This window comes from Lysobacter sp. CCNWLW3 (assembly GCF_036697405.1).
In the GTDB taxonomy this organism is placed as follows: domain Bacteria; phylum Pseudomonadota; class Gammaproteobacteria; order Xanthomonadales; family Xanthomonadaceae; genus Lysobacter.
The window spans coordinates 111492-125409 of record NZ_JBAHWA010000003.1; the positions used below are offsets into that span (position 1 = coordinate 111492).

Sequence of the window (13918 nt, forward strand, 5' to 3'; positions counted from 1 at the left end):
TCTTGCCCGCCTCACACAGGGGCGGGACAATGACCGACTGAACGCCAGAACCCGTCGGTAATGATCGATCCGCAGCGCTACCCGCGTCTTTCCCGCATCCAAGTTCCCGCCGACCTGCGCCAGTTCGGCGAAGACGAACTGCCGGCGATCGCCGAGGAGTTGCGCAGCTACCTGATCGAACAGGTCGCCCTGGTCGGCGGCCACTTCGGCGCCGGCCTGGGCGTGATCGAACTGACCGTGGCCCTGCACTGGCTGTTCGAGACCCCGGTCGACCGCCTGGTCTGGGACGTCGGCCACCAGTGCTACCCGCACAAGATCCTCACCGGCCGCCGCGACGAGATCCACACCGTCAAGCAGAAGGACGGCGTCGCGCCGTTCCCCAAGCGCGAGGAATCCGAGTACGACACCTTCGGCGTCGGCCATAGCTCGACCTCGATCTCGGCCGCGCTGGGCATGGCGATCGCCCTGCAGCGCGCGGGCGACGAGCGCAAGGTGGTGGCGGTGATCGGCGACGGCGCGATGACCGCCGGCATGGCCTTCGAAGCCCTGGCCCACGCCGGCGGCATGACCGACCCCGAGCCGAACCTGCTGGTGATCCTCAACGACAACCAGATGTCGATCTCGGAGAACGTCGGCGGCGTCACCAAGATGCTCGGCCGCCTCACCGGCAGCCGCACCCTCAACGCCCTGCGCGAAGGCGGCAAGAAGCTGCTCGGCGACAAGCGCAAGCCGGCGGCCAAGTTCGTGCGCCGCTGGGAAGAACACTGGAAGGGCATGTTCGTGCCCTCGACCTTCTTCGAGGAGGTCGGCTTCCACTACACCGGCCCGATCGACGGCCACGACCTGCCGGCCCTGCTCGGCGCGATGAAGACGCTCAAGACCCTCAAGGGCCCGCAGCTGCTGCACATCATCACCACCAAGGGCAAAGGCTACGAACTGGCCGAAGGCGACCAGATCGGCTACCACGCGGTCGGCCCCTTCGACCCCGAAAAGGGTCTGGTCAGCAAGCCCGGCGCCAAGAAGCCGACCTACACCGACGTGTTCGGCGAATGGCTGTGCGACATGGCCGCGGCCGACGACAAGCTGCTCGGCATCACCCCGGCGATGCGCGAAGGCTCGGGCCTGGTGCGCTTCAGCAAGGAATACCCGGCGCGCTACTTCGACGTCGCCATCGCCGAGCAGCACGCGGTCACCCTGGCCGCCGGCATGGCCTGCGAAGGCGCCAAGCCGGTGGTCGCGATCTACTCCACCTTCCTGCAGCGCGGCTACGACCAGCTGGTGCACGACGTCGCGATCCAGAACCTCGACGTGCTGTTCGCGATCGACCGCGGCGGCGTGGTCGGCCCGGACGGCGCCACCCACGCCGGCAACCTCGACCTGTCCTACCTGCGCTGCGTGCCCAACATGGTGGTGATGGCGCCGGCCGACGAGGACGAGTGCCGCAAGATGCTCAGCACCGGCCACCGCTATCCGGGCCCGGCCGCGGTGCGCTACCCGCGCGGCACCGGCCCCGGCGTGGCGGTGCAGCCGAATCTGGACACGTTGCCCATCGGTAAGGCCGAGCTGCGCCGCAGCGGCTCGCGCATCGCCCTGCTCGCCTTCGGCGCGATCGTGCCGGCGGCCGAACAGGTCGCGGCCGAGCTGGGCCTGAGCCTGGTCAACATGCGCTTCGTCAAACCGCTGGACCGCGCCCTGATCCTGGAACTGGCCAAGGGCCACCACGGCTTCGTCACCCTCGAGGACAACGTGGTCGCCGGCGGCGCCGGCAGCGGCGTGGCCGAACTGCTCGCGGCCGAAGGCATCGTGCTGCCGATCCTGCACCTGGGCCTGCCCGACGAATTCCAGCACCACGCCAGCCGCGAACAGCTGCTGGCCGAATCCGGCCTCGACCCCGCCGGCATCCGCCACGCCGTGCTCGCGCGCTGGCCGGAACTGCTGGAAGCGCCGCCGCGCAGCGCGGCGCTTTGAGGAACACCGAACGTAGGATGCGGTGAGCGCAGCGAACCGCATCGCGCAAGCAGCGCAGCGGCCCATGGTGCGGTTCGCTGCGCTCACCACACCCTACGGCAGGACGGCATCGCCGCTCTCGGCCTCGAGCACGACGCGACGACAAGCTTTCTGTAGGAGCGACGTAAGTCGCGACCCCAGTCGCCGGATTGCACGGATCCGGTGGAGTCCAGTCGCGACTTACGTCGCTCCCACAGGAAGCGAAGCCACGACACGAACCGTAGGACGGTAGAACCGTAAGACCGTAGGATGCGGTGAGCGCAGCGAACCGCAGTGCGTAGGCAGCCGCGCCGACGCATGGTGCGGTTCGCTGCGCTCACCACACCCTACGGCAGGACGGCATCGACGCTCTCGGCCTCGAGCACGACGCGACGACAAGCTTTCTGTAGGAGCGACGTGAGTCGCGATCCCCAGTCGCCGGATTGCACGGATCCGGTGGAGTCCGATCGCGACTTACGTCGCTCCCACAGGAAGCGAAGCCACGACACGAACCGTAGGACGGTAAAACCGTAAGACCGTAGGATGCGGTGAGCGCAGCGAACCGCATCGCGTAGGCAGCCGCGGCGGCGCGCATGGTGCGGTTTGCTGCGCTCACCGCACCCTACGCAGGACGGGGATCGACGCCCTTCGGCGTCGGCTGCGCCACCGCGATCAGGGCAGCGATAAGGCCGCCACCGCGCCGCCGAGCAGCACCGCCACCGCGAGCCTGGCGCTGGCCTTCGGCCACAAGGTCAGCACCAGCGACCAGGCCAGCGCCGACAGCATCAGCACCGCAGCCCAGAAGATCGGGCCGAACTCCCAGCCCTTCCAGGCCGCGAAACCGGCGAAGGCGGCCGCGTGCAGCGCCCAGCCGCAGCCGCGCAGGACGCGCGCGCGGCGCGCGTCGTAGCGCGCGGCGAACACCTGCGCATGGTGCTTTTCCATGCCCAGGCTCAGCAGGCACCAGGCCAGCGTCGATACGGCGAATCCCAACCACAGCATGCGGGCGTTCTCAGGGTTCGGCGAGTGCGGGTTCGCGCTCGCCGCCGCGCTGGCGCGCGCGCTCCGGCGCCGGCCGGCGTGCGGCCGCGCGTGCGCGCAAGGCCAGCACCGCGAAGCCCAGCGCCAGGCCGAGCGCGGTCAGATCGACCGCGGCCAGGGCCCAGTCGCCGCGCGCGACGCTCGCGAACAGATGGCTGTTGGGCGCGGTCGCCAGATTCACCAGCGGGATCGCCGCCAGCGCGATCGCGTTCAAGCCGAAGTAGCGCCCCCAACCCTGCTTGCGCACCGACGGAATCGCCGCATACAGCGCCGCCAGCGCCCACAGCGCGCAGAACACGCCGATCTCCCAGCTCGCGCGCTCGGCCAGCCCCGCCGGCAGCACGCGGTTGGCGATCAGCATCGCCGCGCAGCCCAGCGGCAGGCCGCCGACCACGCCCAGGTTCAAGCTCTGCACCAGCCCGTAACCCGACACCGCGCCGGCCTCGGCGACCTTCCTGGCGCGCTTGTTGACCCAGACCTGCATGCCGCTGGCGATCATCACGCAGCCCGCCAGCCCCATCGCGAAGTACAGCCAGCGCAGCGCGCTGCCGCCCCACTGCGCCATGTGCAGGCCGCCGAGGAAGGTATAGACCTTGTAGCCGGCCGCGGACGGTCTGGAGGTGTGCAGCAGCTTGCCGTCGTTGGCGTCGTAGACCACCTGGTCGAAGTTCCAGGCGACGTGGCGGCTGTGGTCGCCGCCGAAGGCGATGGTCGCGCTGCTGTCGTCGGGATGGTGCACGTTGACCCAGGCCGGCGCCGTACCGAGCCGGCGCGTGGCGTCGGCGATCAGGTCATCGACCGGATACAGCCGCGCCAGCGGCTTGCCGGTCTCCGGGCGCTCATAGCTGTCGGCGGCCTCGGCGAAGAACTTCTCGGCGTCGCTGTCGTAGGCCACCTGCACGCCGGCGAACATGTACGAGGCGACGAAGATCGCCACGCCGGTGTAGGCGATCATCAGATGGAAGGGCAGGCCGAGCACGCCGGTCAGGTTATGCCCGTCCAGCCAGGCGCGCTGGCCGCCGGTCTTGGGCCGGAAGGTGAAGAAGTCCTTGAAGATGCGCTTGTGGATCACGATGCCGGTGACGATCGCGACCAGCATGAACATGCCCGCGATGCCGACCAAGTACATGCCGATCGTGCCCGCGTGCAGGTTGTAGTGCAGGGTGAAGAAGAAGTCGCCGCCGGCGGTGTCGGGCAGGCGCTCGCCGCTGGCGGGATTCAGCGCGTGCTGCTCATAGCTGCCGTCGTCGTAATAGACATAGGCCTTGCTCGCCGCCTCGCGCTCGCTCGGCGCGACGACGTACAAGGCGTGCGCGTGCGGCTTGGCCTGGCGCTGGGCCGCGGCGATCGCCGGCGCGAAACTCGGCTCGGCGCGCTGCGCGCCATGCAGGGCCGGCCGCATCCAGTCGCCGATCTCCTTGTCGAAGCAGGCCAGGGTGCCGCCGACGAAGATCACGAACAGCAGCCAGCCGATGATCAGCCCGGCCCAGGTGTGCAACCAGGCCATCGCCTGCGAGAAGCTGTTCTTCATGCGCGCATGCTCACGGCCGGGCGGCGAATTCGGGGAAGGCCAGGGCCACGCCGTACAGGGCCAGCGCCAGCAGCAGCGGCAGGCACACGGCGCGCGCGGCGCTCTTGGCCGCGAACGCGTACATCGCGGCCGCGCACCAGACCGCGAAGCACAGCAGGCTGGCGGCGACCACGCGATCGCTGCGCGAGAACGGCAGCACCACGGTCAGGAACGCGGTCGCGCCGTAGGCCAGCAGATAGCCGACGACCACGGCCGCGAACGCGCGTACGCCGACCTCGACGCGGTATCGCGCCGGCAGGGCCTTGGATTTGCGCGCGGGCGCTGCGGATGCGGAGACTGGGCTCATGCGGCGGCGTTGGTAGGTTGCGGCGGGACGCGGCGGAATCGCCGGACCCGCATCGGATCGAGACCCGCAGTCTAATTGTTAATGGTTCTCATTAGCAAATCACGCGAGGCGGCGCCGGCTGAACGGATTCCGCACGGCAGACCGCGCGCGCGCCGATCCGCACTGCGCCGCGCCTCGCGAATCTGGCAGGCTCCGGGCTCGATCCCCACCACGGAAACGCAACGGATGCGCCCTGCTCTGCTCGCCTGCCTCGCGCTCTCCCTAATCACGCTCGCAACGCCCGCGCTCGCGCAAACGCCGCCGATCGCGCCGGCGCAGGAAACCATCCGCGACATCGATACCGTCGTCGTCTCCGGCGTGCAGCCCGGCCCCGGCATGTGGAAGGTCAGCCGCGGCGAACACGTGCTGTGGATCCTCGGCACCCTGAGCCCGGTGCCGAAGAACATGAGCTGGCTGTCGCGCGACGTCGAGGCCACCATCGCGCAGTCGCAGGAGGTGCTGGAACCGCCCTCGGCCTCGATCGGCACCGACCTGGGCATGTTCCGCAGCCTGTTGCTGGTCCCCTCGGCGCTGAAGGCGCGCCGCAACCCCGACGACAAGAGCCTGCGCGAAGTGGTGCCCGCCGACCTCTACGCGCGCTGGCTGCCGCTCAAGGCGCGCTACATCGGCGGCGATCGCGGCGTCGAGAAGTGGCGCCCGGTGTTCGCCGCGCAGGAGCTTTACGAAGCCGCCATGCGCCGCTCCGATCTCGCGCTCAAGGGCATCGTCTGGCCGGTGGTCGAGCGCAGCGCCAAGGAGCACAAGGTCAAGATCACCTCGTCCAAGGTCGAACTGAAGATCAAGGACCCCAAGGCCGTGCTCAAGGACTTCGCCAACACCACGCTCAGCGACACCGACTGCTTCGCCAAGACCCTGAGCCGGATCGAGGGCGACATCGAGGCCATGCGTGCGCGCGCCAACGCCTGGGCGATCGGCGACATCGAAGCGCTGCGCGCGCTGCCGCAGGGCGACCAGTACGAGGTCTGCCTGCGCGCGGTCGCCGCCTCCGGCGTGGCCCAGCGCCTGGGCTTCGGCGACCTGCGCGAGCGCGTGATCCGGAGCTGGCTGGCCAACGCCGACAAGGCCCTGCTCAACAACCGGGTCAGCTTCGCCAGCCTGCCGATCGCCGAGCTGCTCAAGCCCGACGGCTACCTGGCGCGGCTGCAGGCGCGCGGCTACGACGTGGAGGCGCCCTGAGCGTGCCCGCTTGAAGCCAGGCGCAGCCGCGCCAAGAATGGGATTCCGACTTTTTCGCGAACGACAAGATGCAGCACCGCAACAATTTCGACGGTCTGCGCTTGCTGGGCGCGGGAATGGTCTTGGTCAGCCACCAGTACGCGGTGCTCGGGCTCGACGAGCCGCGCCTGGGCGGCAGCACCTTGGGCCGTACAGGCGTCATGCTGTTCTTCGCGATCAGCGGCTATCTCATCGCGCAAAGCTGGCGACGGGACCCGCAGCCGTTTCGTTTCGCCACGCGGCGGTTCCTGCGAATCGCTCCGGCATTGGCCGTCCTGCAGTTGCTGACGATGTCGTTGCTGACCGTCCTCGGCATCTCCACGTTCGACCGCAACCCCCTGCCCGCGGTCAACGGCTCGCTGTGGACGATTCCGCTCGAGATCGAATGCTATCTGGTGTTCCTGGCGATTGCCTTGATCATGCGCCGGGTCGGGATTGCGATGATCGGCCTGTTCTTGCTCGGCTGGGCCACCGGTGCATTCGCGTACCTGCCGTGGATCGATGGCCAGCTCACGTTTTTCGGCATTGCCTTCGGCTTCGGCGTGCTGCTGCACGAGCATTCATGGCTGAGGCGGCCTGTGGCCGCCGCGGCGATGGTCGTGCTGGCCGTACTGGCATGGCGATTGAGCATTCCTTCGTTCGGCGTGGCCATGCTTGCCGCCGCAGCCGCTATTCAGATCGGTGAACGTTCATGGCCTGGCTGGAGGGACGCAGGCCGCTACGGCGATCTGTCCTATGGCCTTTATTTGTACGCTTTCCCGGTACAGCAGTTGCTGGTGATGTGGCTGGGCCCGCATCGCCCTTATCCGCTGATGTTGACGCTCACGCTGCTGGCGAGCCTGGCACTGGCCTGGCTGTCCTGGCACATCATCGAACGCCCAGCCCTGTCCTTGAAGCCCAAGCCGGCGCAACCGGACATCGCGAACGGTGGAGGGCGCCTGCGTACCGCGGCGGACGAAGCCGCGAGCAATTCGCCCGGGTAGAGCGGATCAGCCCCAAAAACGCAAAACGCCCGGCCAGGCCGGGCGTCGCGTATGACATCGGAATGGTCGGGACGGCCGGATTTGAACCGACGACCCTCTGCCCCCCAGGCAGATGCGCTACCAGGCTGCGCTACGCCCCGAACGTGTTTCGATGTCCCCGCCCTTGCGAGCGGGCGGCAAGTATAGCTTTAAGGCGGGGATTTGGGATACGGGATTCGGGATTGGTTGAGCAAAAGCAGGCCGGCTTCGACCGATCCCGCCCCCAATCCCTGCCGTTCAGCGCCGCAGCAGCTGCAGCACTTCTTCCAGTTCCATCCGCACTTGGCGGATGATCTGCGAGCTCAGCGCCGACTCGTCCTTGGCGGCCTCGCCCTCCAGGCGCAGGCGCGCGCCGCCGATGGTGTAGCCCTGTTCGTACAGCAGGCCGCGGATCTGCCGCACCATCAGCACCTCGTGGCGCTGGTAGTAACGGCGGTTGCCGCGGCGTTTGACCGGGTTGAGGGTCGGGAATTCGGTTTCCCAGTAACGCAGCACATGCGGTTTGACGTCGCACAGCTCGCTGACCTCACCGATGGTGAAGTAGCGCTTCGCCGGAATCGGCGGAAGTTCGCGATTACTGCCCGGATCCAGCATAGGCCTCCACCCGCTCCTTGAGTTTCTGTCCCGGACGGAAGGTCACCACCGTCCGCGCCGAAATCGGAATTTCCTCGCCGGTCTTCGGATTGCGCCCCGGCCGCTGGTTCTTGCGGCGCAGGTCGAAATTGCCGAAGCCCGACAGCTTCACCTGCCGGCCGTGCTCCAACGCCTCGCGCAACGCGTCGAAGAACGCGTCGACGAATTCCTTGGCTTCGCGCTTGTTGAGTCCGACTTCGTCGAACAGCCGCTCCGCCATTTCCGCCTTGGTCAATGCCACATCGTTTCCCCTGTTCTAAACCCGCGATGCGCGTGTCAGGCGCGGATCTTGGCGCCGTGTTCGCGCTCGATCGCCGCCATCACCGCAGCCACCACTTCTTCCACATCGCGGTCAGTCAGGGTGCGTGATTCATCCTGCAGAATCAAGCCCATAGCGAGACTCTTGAATCCCGTTTCCACCCCCTTGCCCTGGTAGCGGTCGAACACCACCAGATCGCGCAGGGACGGGCCCGCGGCCGCCTGAACGGAGGCCGAGATCGCCGCCCAGGCCACGTCCTGCGCGACGACGAACGCGAGGTCGCGGCGGACGGACGGATACCGGGACAGGGTGCCGGCGCGCGGCACGGCGCGCTGCGACAGCGGTGCCAAATCCAGCTCGAACGCGACCACCTCCACGTCCAGATCCAGGGCGCGCTGCAGGCGCGGGTGCAGCTGACCGATCCAGCCCAGGCGCTGGGCCTGGCCGGTCTCATCGACTCGGTAGACGTCGGCGGAGCGGCCCGGATGGGCCCAGGCCGGCTGCGAGGGCCGGTATTGCAGGCGGGCGCCGGCCAGGGCGGCCAGGCTCTCGAGGTCGCCCTTGAGGTCGTGGAAGCCGACCGCGCGGCCCTTGCCGCTCCATTGCTCGGGGCCGGCGTCGCCGCAGGCGGCCGCGGCGATGCGCTGGATCTCCAACGGCGCTTCGCCGGCACGCGCGGCGAAGGCGTTGCCGAGCTCGAACAGGCGCAGGCGCGGCTGCTGGCGCGCGGCGTTGCGGGCGAGCGCGGCGACCAGGCCCGGCAGCAGGCCGGTGCGCATCACGCCGAGTTCGGCGCTGAGCGGGTTGGCCAGCGCCACCGCGCCCTCGCCGAGCTGCCAGGTCGCGAGCAGGTCGGCGTCGACGAAGGCGTAATTCACCGTTTCCAGATAGTCGCGTGCGGCCAGCTGGCGGCGCAGCACGCCGGCGTCGACGCGGGTTTCGCTGGGCGCGACCAGGCGGGTGCTGCCGCCCGGCAGGGTGGTCGGGATGGCGTCGTAGCCGTGGATGCGCGCGATCTCTTCGATCAGGTCCTCTTCGATGGCCAGATCGAAACGGCGGCTGGGCGCGGTCACGCTCCAGCCTTCGGCGGTGGCGGTCACCGCCAGGCCGAGCGCGCCGAGGATGCGTTCGACGTCGGCATCGGCGATGCGCAGCCCGAGCACGCGCGCCAGGCGCTCGCGGCGCAGGGCCACCGGCTGCGACTGCGACAGGTGCTGCGGCAGCACCGCCTCGGTGACCGGGCCGGGCGCGCCGCCGGCGATCTCGACGATCAGGCGCGTGGCCACTTCCACCGCCTGGCGCGGCAGCTCGGGATCGACGCCGCGCTCGAAACGGTGGCCGGCGTCGGTGTGCAGGCCGAGCTTGCGGCCGCGGCCGATGATCGCCGACGGAATCCAGTGCGCGGCCTCCAGGAAGACGTTGCGGGTGGCGTCGGTGACGCGGGTGTCGTAGCCGCCCATGATGCCGCCCAGGGCGACAGCGCGCGCGCCGCGACCGCCCTGGCTGTCGGACACCACCAGGAAATCCGGATCCAGCGCGACGGTGCGGCCGTCGAGCAGCTTGGTCTCTTCGCCGGCGCGCGCGGGGCGCACCACGACCGGCTCGGTCAAGCTGTCGCGGTCGAAGGCGTGCATGGGCTGGCCGAGTTCCAGCATCACGTACTGGGTCACGTCGACCAGGAAGCTGATCGGGCGCACGCCGCTGCGGCGCAGGCGCTCGACCATCCACACCGGGGTGACCGCGCCGGCGTTGACGCCTTCGATCACGCGGCCGACGAAGCGCGGCACCTTGGCGCCGGCGTCGAGTTCGACCGCCAGCTCGCTGCCGATCAGGGCCGGCATCGGCGTGGCGTCGAACGCCACCACCTGCGAACCGCAGGCGGCGGCGACGTCGTAGGCGATGCCGCGCACGCTGAAGCAGTCGGCGCGGTTCGGGGTCAGCTTGATCTCGATGCTGGCGTCGGGCAGGCCCAGGTACTGCGCCAGCGGCGCGCCCACCGGCGCGTCGGCCGGCAGTTCGAGCAGGCCGGAGGCATCGGGGTCCACGCCCAGCTCCTTGGCCGAGCACAGCATGCCGAAGGACTCCACGCCACGCAGCTTGGCGGCCTTGATCGCGATGCCGCCGGGCAGGTTCGCACCGACGGTCGCCAGCGGCGCCTTCAGCCCGGCGCGCGCGTTCGGCGCGCCGCACACGATCTGGACCCTTGCGCCGTCGCCGATCTCGACCTGGCAGACCTGCAGGCGGTCGGCCTCGGGATGTTTTTCGGCGCTGACGATGCGCGCCACGACCACGCCGTCCAGGCCTTCGCCCAGGGCGGTCACTTCCTCGACTTCCAGGCCGATCGCGGTCAGCGTCGCGGCCAGCTGCTCGCGGCTGGCGTCGGTCGGCACGTGCTGGCGCAGCCAGTTTTCGCTGAATTTCATAGGTTGGGGCCGGGAATCGGGAATGGGGAATGGGGAATCGGAAAGCAGCGGCGTCGAAAATCTGAAACGGGGCGGGAAGCGGGCTTTGGCTCTTACGATTCCCGATTCCCCATTCCCGATTCCCGTTCCTTAAGCAAACTGCTTGAGGAAACGAACGTCGTTGTCGAAGAAGCTGCGCAGGTCGTCGACGCCATAGCGCAGCATCGCGAAGCGCTCCACGCCCAGGCCGAAGGCGTAGCCGGTGTACTTCTCCGGATCGATGCCGACGTTGCGCAGCACGCTCGGATGGACCATGCCGCAGCCCAGCACTTCCAGCCAGCGCGTCGAGCCGTCGGGCTGCTGCCAGGCGATGTCGACTTCGGCCGAAGGCTCGGTGAAGGGGAAATAGCTCGGGCGGAAGCGCATCTCGAAATCGCGCTCGAAGAAGGCGCGCACGAATTCGCTCAGCGTGCCCTTGAGGTCGGCGAAGCTGGCGTGCTCGTCCACCAGCAGGCCTTCGCACTGGTGGAACATCGGGGTATGGGTCTGGTCGCTGTCGCTGCGGTAGACCTTGCCCAGGGCGATCATGCGCAGCGGCGGCGGGTTGTCCAGCATGTAGCGCACCTGCACGCCCGAGGTGTGGGTGCGCAGCAGGCGGGCGACGCCGGCGCTGTCGGGTGGGAAATAGAAGGTGTCGTGCATCGCCCGCGCCGGATGGTGCGGCGGGAAATTCAGCGCCTCGAAGTTGTGCCAGTCGTCCTCGATCTCGGGGCCGTCGCTGAGCGCGAAACCGAGCCGGCCGAAGATGTCGGCGATGCGCTCCATGGTGCGGCTGACCGGGTGCAGGCCGCCGACGCTGGCGTCCAGGCCCGGCAGGGTCACGTCGATCGATTCGGAAGCCAGGCGCGCGTCCAGCGCGGCATCGTCCAGGACCTGCTTGCGCTGGTTGAGCGCGGCGGTCAGCTCGTCGCGCGCGCGGTTGATCGCTTCGCCCGCGGTCTTGCGCTGTTCCGGCGGCAGCGCGCCCAACTGCTTGAGCTGGGCGGTGACGCTGCCGGACTTGCCCAGCAGGGCGATGCGCAGCGCCTCGACCGCGTCGGAACTGGTGGCCGCCGCGATCTGCGCGAGCGAGTGCTGGCTGAGTTGCTCGATGTCACCCATGGGGGTCTGCTTCCTTCAATGCCCTGCTGCGATCGGTGGGCGGATCGATTCCGCCCGGTTCTTCGCGCGCCGCCTTGGCGGGCGCGATTTTCCCGGCGCCCAAAACGGCAATGGGGAAGGACTTGCGCCCTTCCCCATGCCTTAACCACGTTGTCCCTCGCACCGAACCAGTGCGGGGCACGTGGCTCGGGACGGGGATGGAAACAGGTTACGCCGCGAGCGCGCTCTTCGCCTTTTCGGCCAGCGCCGCAAAACCCGTCGCATCGTGCACGGCGATATCCGCCAGCACCTTGCGGTCCAGGGTGATGCCGGACTTGAGCAGGCCGTTCATGAAACGGCTGTAGCTCATGCCGTTGATGCGGGCCGCCGCATTGATGCGGGTGATCCACAGCGAACGGAAATTGCGCTTCTTCTGCTTACGACCGATGTAGGCGTACTGCAGAGCCTTCGTGACCGCCTGCTTGGCGACGCGGAAGACTTTGCGGCGGGCGTGATAGTAGCCCTTGGCCTGCTTCAGGATTTTCTTGTGACGGCGGCGCGCCGTAACACCACGCTTAACTCGTGCCATTGTTCAGTCCTCCTCAGAGATACGGCAGCATGCGAACCAGACGGCCCGCGTCCTCGGGACGAACATGGTTCGTCTGCCGCAGGTTGCGCTTCCGCTTGGTGGCCTTCTTGGTGAGGATGTGGCTCTTGTTGGCGTGGCCGCACTTGAACTTGCCGGAAGCGGTCTTCCGGAAGCGCTTGGCTGCCGCCCGATTGGTCTTGATCTTGGGCATTGCGATGTCCTTTCGGAGTTATGTCACTGGCCTGGGCGGTGGCTGAGCCACTCTTTCCGTCCTGCCCTTGCCGGCTTGTAAGTCATTGATCGAAAACGAGATCAGTAACAGGTCCTGGGTATTGCGCACAACAAACCCGGCGAACCGGGCCGCACATTATGCAGACCCGGGGATTGTGATGCAAATCAGCGGTTTAGTCGGCCGCGGATGGCCGCGGACGGCCGCGGGCTCAGCGGCCGCGGGCGGCGCTCAGCTGGGCATCCTGGGCCGGTGCGGCCACAGCGGCGCGCTGGGCCAGCTGCAGGGACTGCTCGCTGCTCTGGGCCAGCGGCTGCTCGCGCCCGCTGGCGACGTCGACATGGGCGACCCGCTGCGATTCCGGGCGCTGTCCCTCCACCGCGAAGGCGCGCCGGCCGTCCTCGCCGAACACCACCTGGTCGATCCGGTTCAGGCCGCCGCGCTGGGCTTCCAGCGCCAGCGCCCCGGCCAGCTGCTCGGTCTGGCCGCCGTTGAGGCCGCGCGCGCCGGCGCTGCCCTGGAGGGCGTCGTAGGACTGGCGATAGAGCCCATTGGCCGGATGCGCGGGGTCGTTCATGCGCGCGCTGCGCTGCTCGAAGTCCTTGCCGAAGACCTTCTCCTGCGCCTCGATCACCGAGTCGATGTAGTGCATGGCGACGCCGTGCTTGATCGATTTGACCGGGTTGAGCTTCTGCCAGAAGGACTGCGGATCGGGATCGGGCAGTTCGATCTTGTGGCCGACCGCGTCGGGCATCAGGTGGCGGATCAGCGGCTTGTGTTCCTGCAGCTCGGTCAGGATTTCGTTCTGCACCGCGTAGCGCCGGATCAGGCCCTGCCCGGCCTCGTGCTTGACCGCGTCCGGGTCCAGGCCCACGCGCTCCAGGGTCTTGTCGTGCACGCCCGAGGCGTTGAAGGTGACCGCCGGAGTATCGGTGGCCACGGCGGCCGCGGCCGCCAGGCCGCCGCCCAGGGAATGGCCGGTGATCACCATGTCCTGGCCGAAGGCGACCTTGGCCTGGCGCGCCAGCGCCATGGCCTGGTTGTACTGCGAGGTTTCGAAGCCCAGGCCCTGGCCGAAGTTGGTCAGCCAGTCCTTGCCCTCGTCGGTGCCGCTGTAGGCCAGCACGTGGCGACCCTGGCCGTCGCCGTAGACCACGGCGAGGAAACCGCTGCTCTGGTTCTTCAGCAGGGTCGGGTCGATGCCGGCCTGGCGCAGTTCGTCGTCGCCCATCGGCTTCCAGGCGCCGACGCCCTCTTGGCGGCCGTTGCGGTCGTAGTCGTAGACGTCGCGCATCAGCTTGGCCAGGGTCATGTCCACCGGCAGCGCGGTCTGCCCGCGCACTTCGTCGGCGAACGAGGGCCGCTGGCCCTGCTCGCGCACGCGGTCCGGATCGATCTGTGCATTCATCCTTGACGCTCCCCTAGCCCCACCACCGGATACGGCCGGCCGCGATCGGCCGACGCT

At 68.6% G+C, this 13918-nt stretch carries 13 protein-coding genes and 1 tRNA gene; 3 read left to right on the forward strand and 11 right to left on the reverse strand.

The annotated features are described in order from the left end of the window. Positions 1 to 60 precede the first annotated feature (60 nt). Positions 61 to 1968, forward strand: coding sequence for a 1-deoxy-D-xylulose-5-phosphate synthase (dxs, locus tag V1318_RS07910; RefSeq protein ID WP_332939110.1), 1908 nt, complete (start codon positions 61 to 63; stop codon positions 1966 to 1968). Between the two features lie 690 nt (positions 1969 to 2658). On the opposite strand, the gene V1318_RS07915 is transcribed toward dxs, so the two are convergent. The 3 genes from V1318_RS07915 to V1318_RS07925 are packed head-to-tail and all read right to left on the reverse strand — an operon-like array spanning position 2659 to position 4904. Further along, entirely contained in the window at positions 2659 to 2988 is a 330-nt protein-coding gene (locus tag V1318_RS07915; protein ID WP_332939111.1) for a DUF3325 domain-containing protein, read from the reverse strand. Between the two features lie 10 nt (positions 2989 to 2998). After that, positions 2999 to 4558, reverse strand: coding sequence for a PepSY-associated TM helix domain-containing protein (locus V1318_RS07920; RefSeq protein ID WP_332939112.1), 1560 nt, complete (start codon positions 4556 to 4558; stop codon positions 2999 to 3001). Positions 4559 to 4568: 10 nt separating this feature from the next. Then, positions 4569 to 4904 (reverse strand): hypothetical protein, encoded by a 336-nt coding sequence (locus V1318_RS07925; RefSeq protein WP_332939113.1) that lies wholly within the window; start codon positions 4902 to 4904, stop codon positions 4569 to 4571. Positions 4905 to 5129: 225 nt separating this feature from the next. Between V1318_RS07925 and V1318_RS07930 the strand changes: the two genes are divergently transcribed. Together V1318_RS07930 and V1318_RS07935 are read left to right on the forward strand one after the other, a co-directional pair. Next, on the forward strand, positions 5130 to 6140 hold the full coding sequence (locus V1318_RS07930; protein ID WP_332939114.1) for a TraB/GumN family protein: 1011 nt from the start codon (positions 5130 to 5132) through the stop codon (positions 6138 to 6140). 68 nt (positions 6141 to 6208) lie between these two features. Then, the gene (locus V1318_RS07935; RefSeq protein WP_332939115.1) at positions 6209 to 7162 is read left to right on the forward strand and encodes an acyltransferase; all 954 of its coding nucleotides are present in this window, start codon (positions 6209 to 6211) and stop codon (positions 7160 to 7162) included. Between the two features lie 63 nt (positions 7163 to 7225). Here the strand turns inward: V1318_RS07935 and V1318_RS07940 are convergent. The 8 genes from V1318_RS07940 to V1318_RS07975 all read right to left on the reverse strand — a co-directional run bounded on the left by V1318_RS07940 (position 7226) and on the right by V1318_RS07975 (position 13861). Further along, positions 7226 to 7302, reverse strand: a tRNA-Pro gene (locus V1318_RS07940). A 136-nt stretch (positions 7303 to 7438) separates the two neighbouring features. Beyond that, a complete protein-coding gene (locus V1318_RS07945; RefSeq protein WP_055902735.1) occupies positions 7439 to 7795 on the reverse strand; it encodes a MerR family transcriptional regulator in 357 nt (118 codons plus the stop codon). Continuing rightward, positions 7776 to 8075 (reverse strand): integration host factor subunit alpha, encoded by a 300-nt coding sequence (gene ihfA / locus V1318_RS07950; RefSeq protein WP_055902738.1) that lies wholly within the window; start codon positions 8073 to 8075, stop codon positions 7776 to 7778. The genes V1318_RS07945 and ihfA overlap by 20 nt, the downstream gene beginning before the upstream one ends. Positions 8076 to 8110: 35 nt before the next feature. Continuing rightward, positions 8111 to 10516 carry a phenylalanine--tRNA ligase subunit beta gene (gene pheT / locus V1318_RS07955; protein ID WP_332939116.1) on the reverse strand — a complete coding sequence of 802 codons (2406 nt, stop codon included), beginning with the start codon at positions 10514 to 10516 and terminating at the stop codon, positions 8111 to 8113. 129 nt (positions 10517 to 10645) lie between these two features. After that, on the reverse strand, positions 10646 to 11656 hold the full coding sequence (pheS, locus tag V1318_RS07960) for a phenylalanine--tRNA ligase subunit alpha (protein ID WP_332939117.1): 1011 nt from the start codon (positions 11654 to 11656) through the stop codon (positions 10646 to 10648). 208 nt (positions 11657 to 11864) lie between these two features. Continuing rightward, entirely contained in the window at positions 11865 to 12224 is a 360-nt protein-coding gene (gene rplT, locus V1318_RS07965; RefSeq protein WP_232907047.1) for a 50S ribosomal protein L20, read from the reverse strand. 13 nt (positions 12225 to 12237) lie between these two features. Continuing rightward, positions 12238 to 12435, reverse strand: a complete 198-nt coding sequence (gene rpmI / locus V1318_RS07970) for a 50S ribosomal protein L35 (protein WP_055902747.1) — start codon at positions 12433 to 12435, stop codon at positions 12238 to 12240. Between the two features lie 229 nt (positions 12436 to 12664). Further along, the gene (locus tag V1318_RS07975; RefSeq protein WP_332939118.1) at positions 12665 to 13861 is read right to left on the reverse strand and encodes an XVIPCD domain-containing protein; all 1197 of its coding nucleotides are present in this window, start codon (positions 13859 to 13861) and stop codon (positions 12665 to 12667) included. Between the last annotated feature and the right edge of the window lie 57 nt (positions 13862 to 13918).

Coding starts and splice junctions, on each gene's coding strand:
- dxs (WP_332939110.1), top strand. CDS start 61: ATGATCGATCCGCAGCGCTACCCGCGTCTTTCCCGCATCCAAGTTCCC.
- V1318_RS07915 (WP_332939111.1), bottom strand. CDS start 2,988: ATGCTGTGGTTGGGATTCGCCGTATCGACGCTGGCCTGGTGCCTGCTG.
- V1318_RS07930 (WP_332939114.1), top strand. CDS start 5,130: ATGCGCCCTGCTCTGCTCGCCTGCCTCGCGCTCTCCCTAATCACGCTC.
- V1318_RS07935 (WP_332939115.1), top strand. CDS start 6,209: ATGCAGCACCGCAACAATTTCGACGGTCTGCGCTTGCTGGGCGCGGGA.
- V1318_RS07925 (WP_332939113.1), bottom strand. CDS start 4,904: ATGAGCCCAGTCTCCGCATCCGCAGCGCCCGCGCGCAAATCCAAGGCC.
- pheT (WP_332939116.1), bottom strand. CDS start 10,516: ATGAAATTCAGCGAAAACTGGCTGCGCCAGCACGTGCCGACCGACGCC.
- V1318_RS07945 (WP_055902735.1), bottom strand. CDS start 7,795: ATGCTGGATCCGGGCAGTAATCGCGAACTTCCGCCGATTCCGGCGAAG.
- pheS (WP_332939117.1), bottom strand. CDS start 11,656: ATGGGTGACATCGAGCAACTCAGCCAGCACTCGCTCGCGCAGATCGCG.
- V1318_RS07920 (WP_332939112.1), bottom strand. CDS start 4,558: ATGAAGAACAGCTTCTCGCAGGCGATGGCCTGGTTGCACACCTGGGCC.
- rplT (WP_232907047.1), bottom strand. CDS start 12,224: ATGGCACGAGTTAAGCGTGGTGTTACGGCGCGCCGCCGTCACAAGAAA.
- rpmI (WP_055902747.1), bottom strand. CDS start 12,435: ATGCCCAAGATCAAGACCAATCGGGCGGCAGCCAAGCGCTTCCGGAAG.
- V1318_RS07975 (WP_332939118.1), bottom strand. CDS start 13,861: ATGAATGCACAGATCGATCCGGACCGCGTGCGCGAGCAGGGCCAGCGG.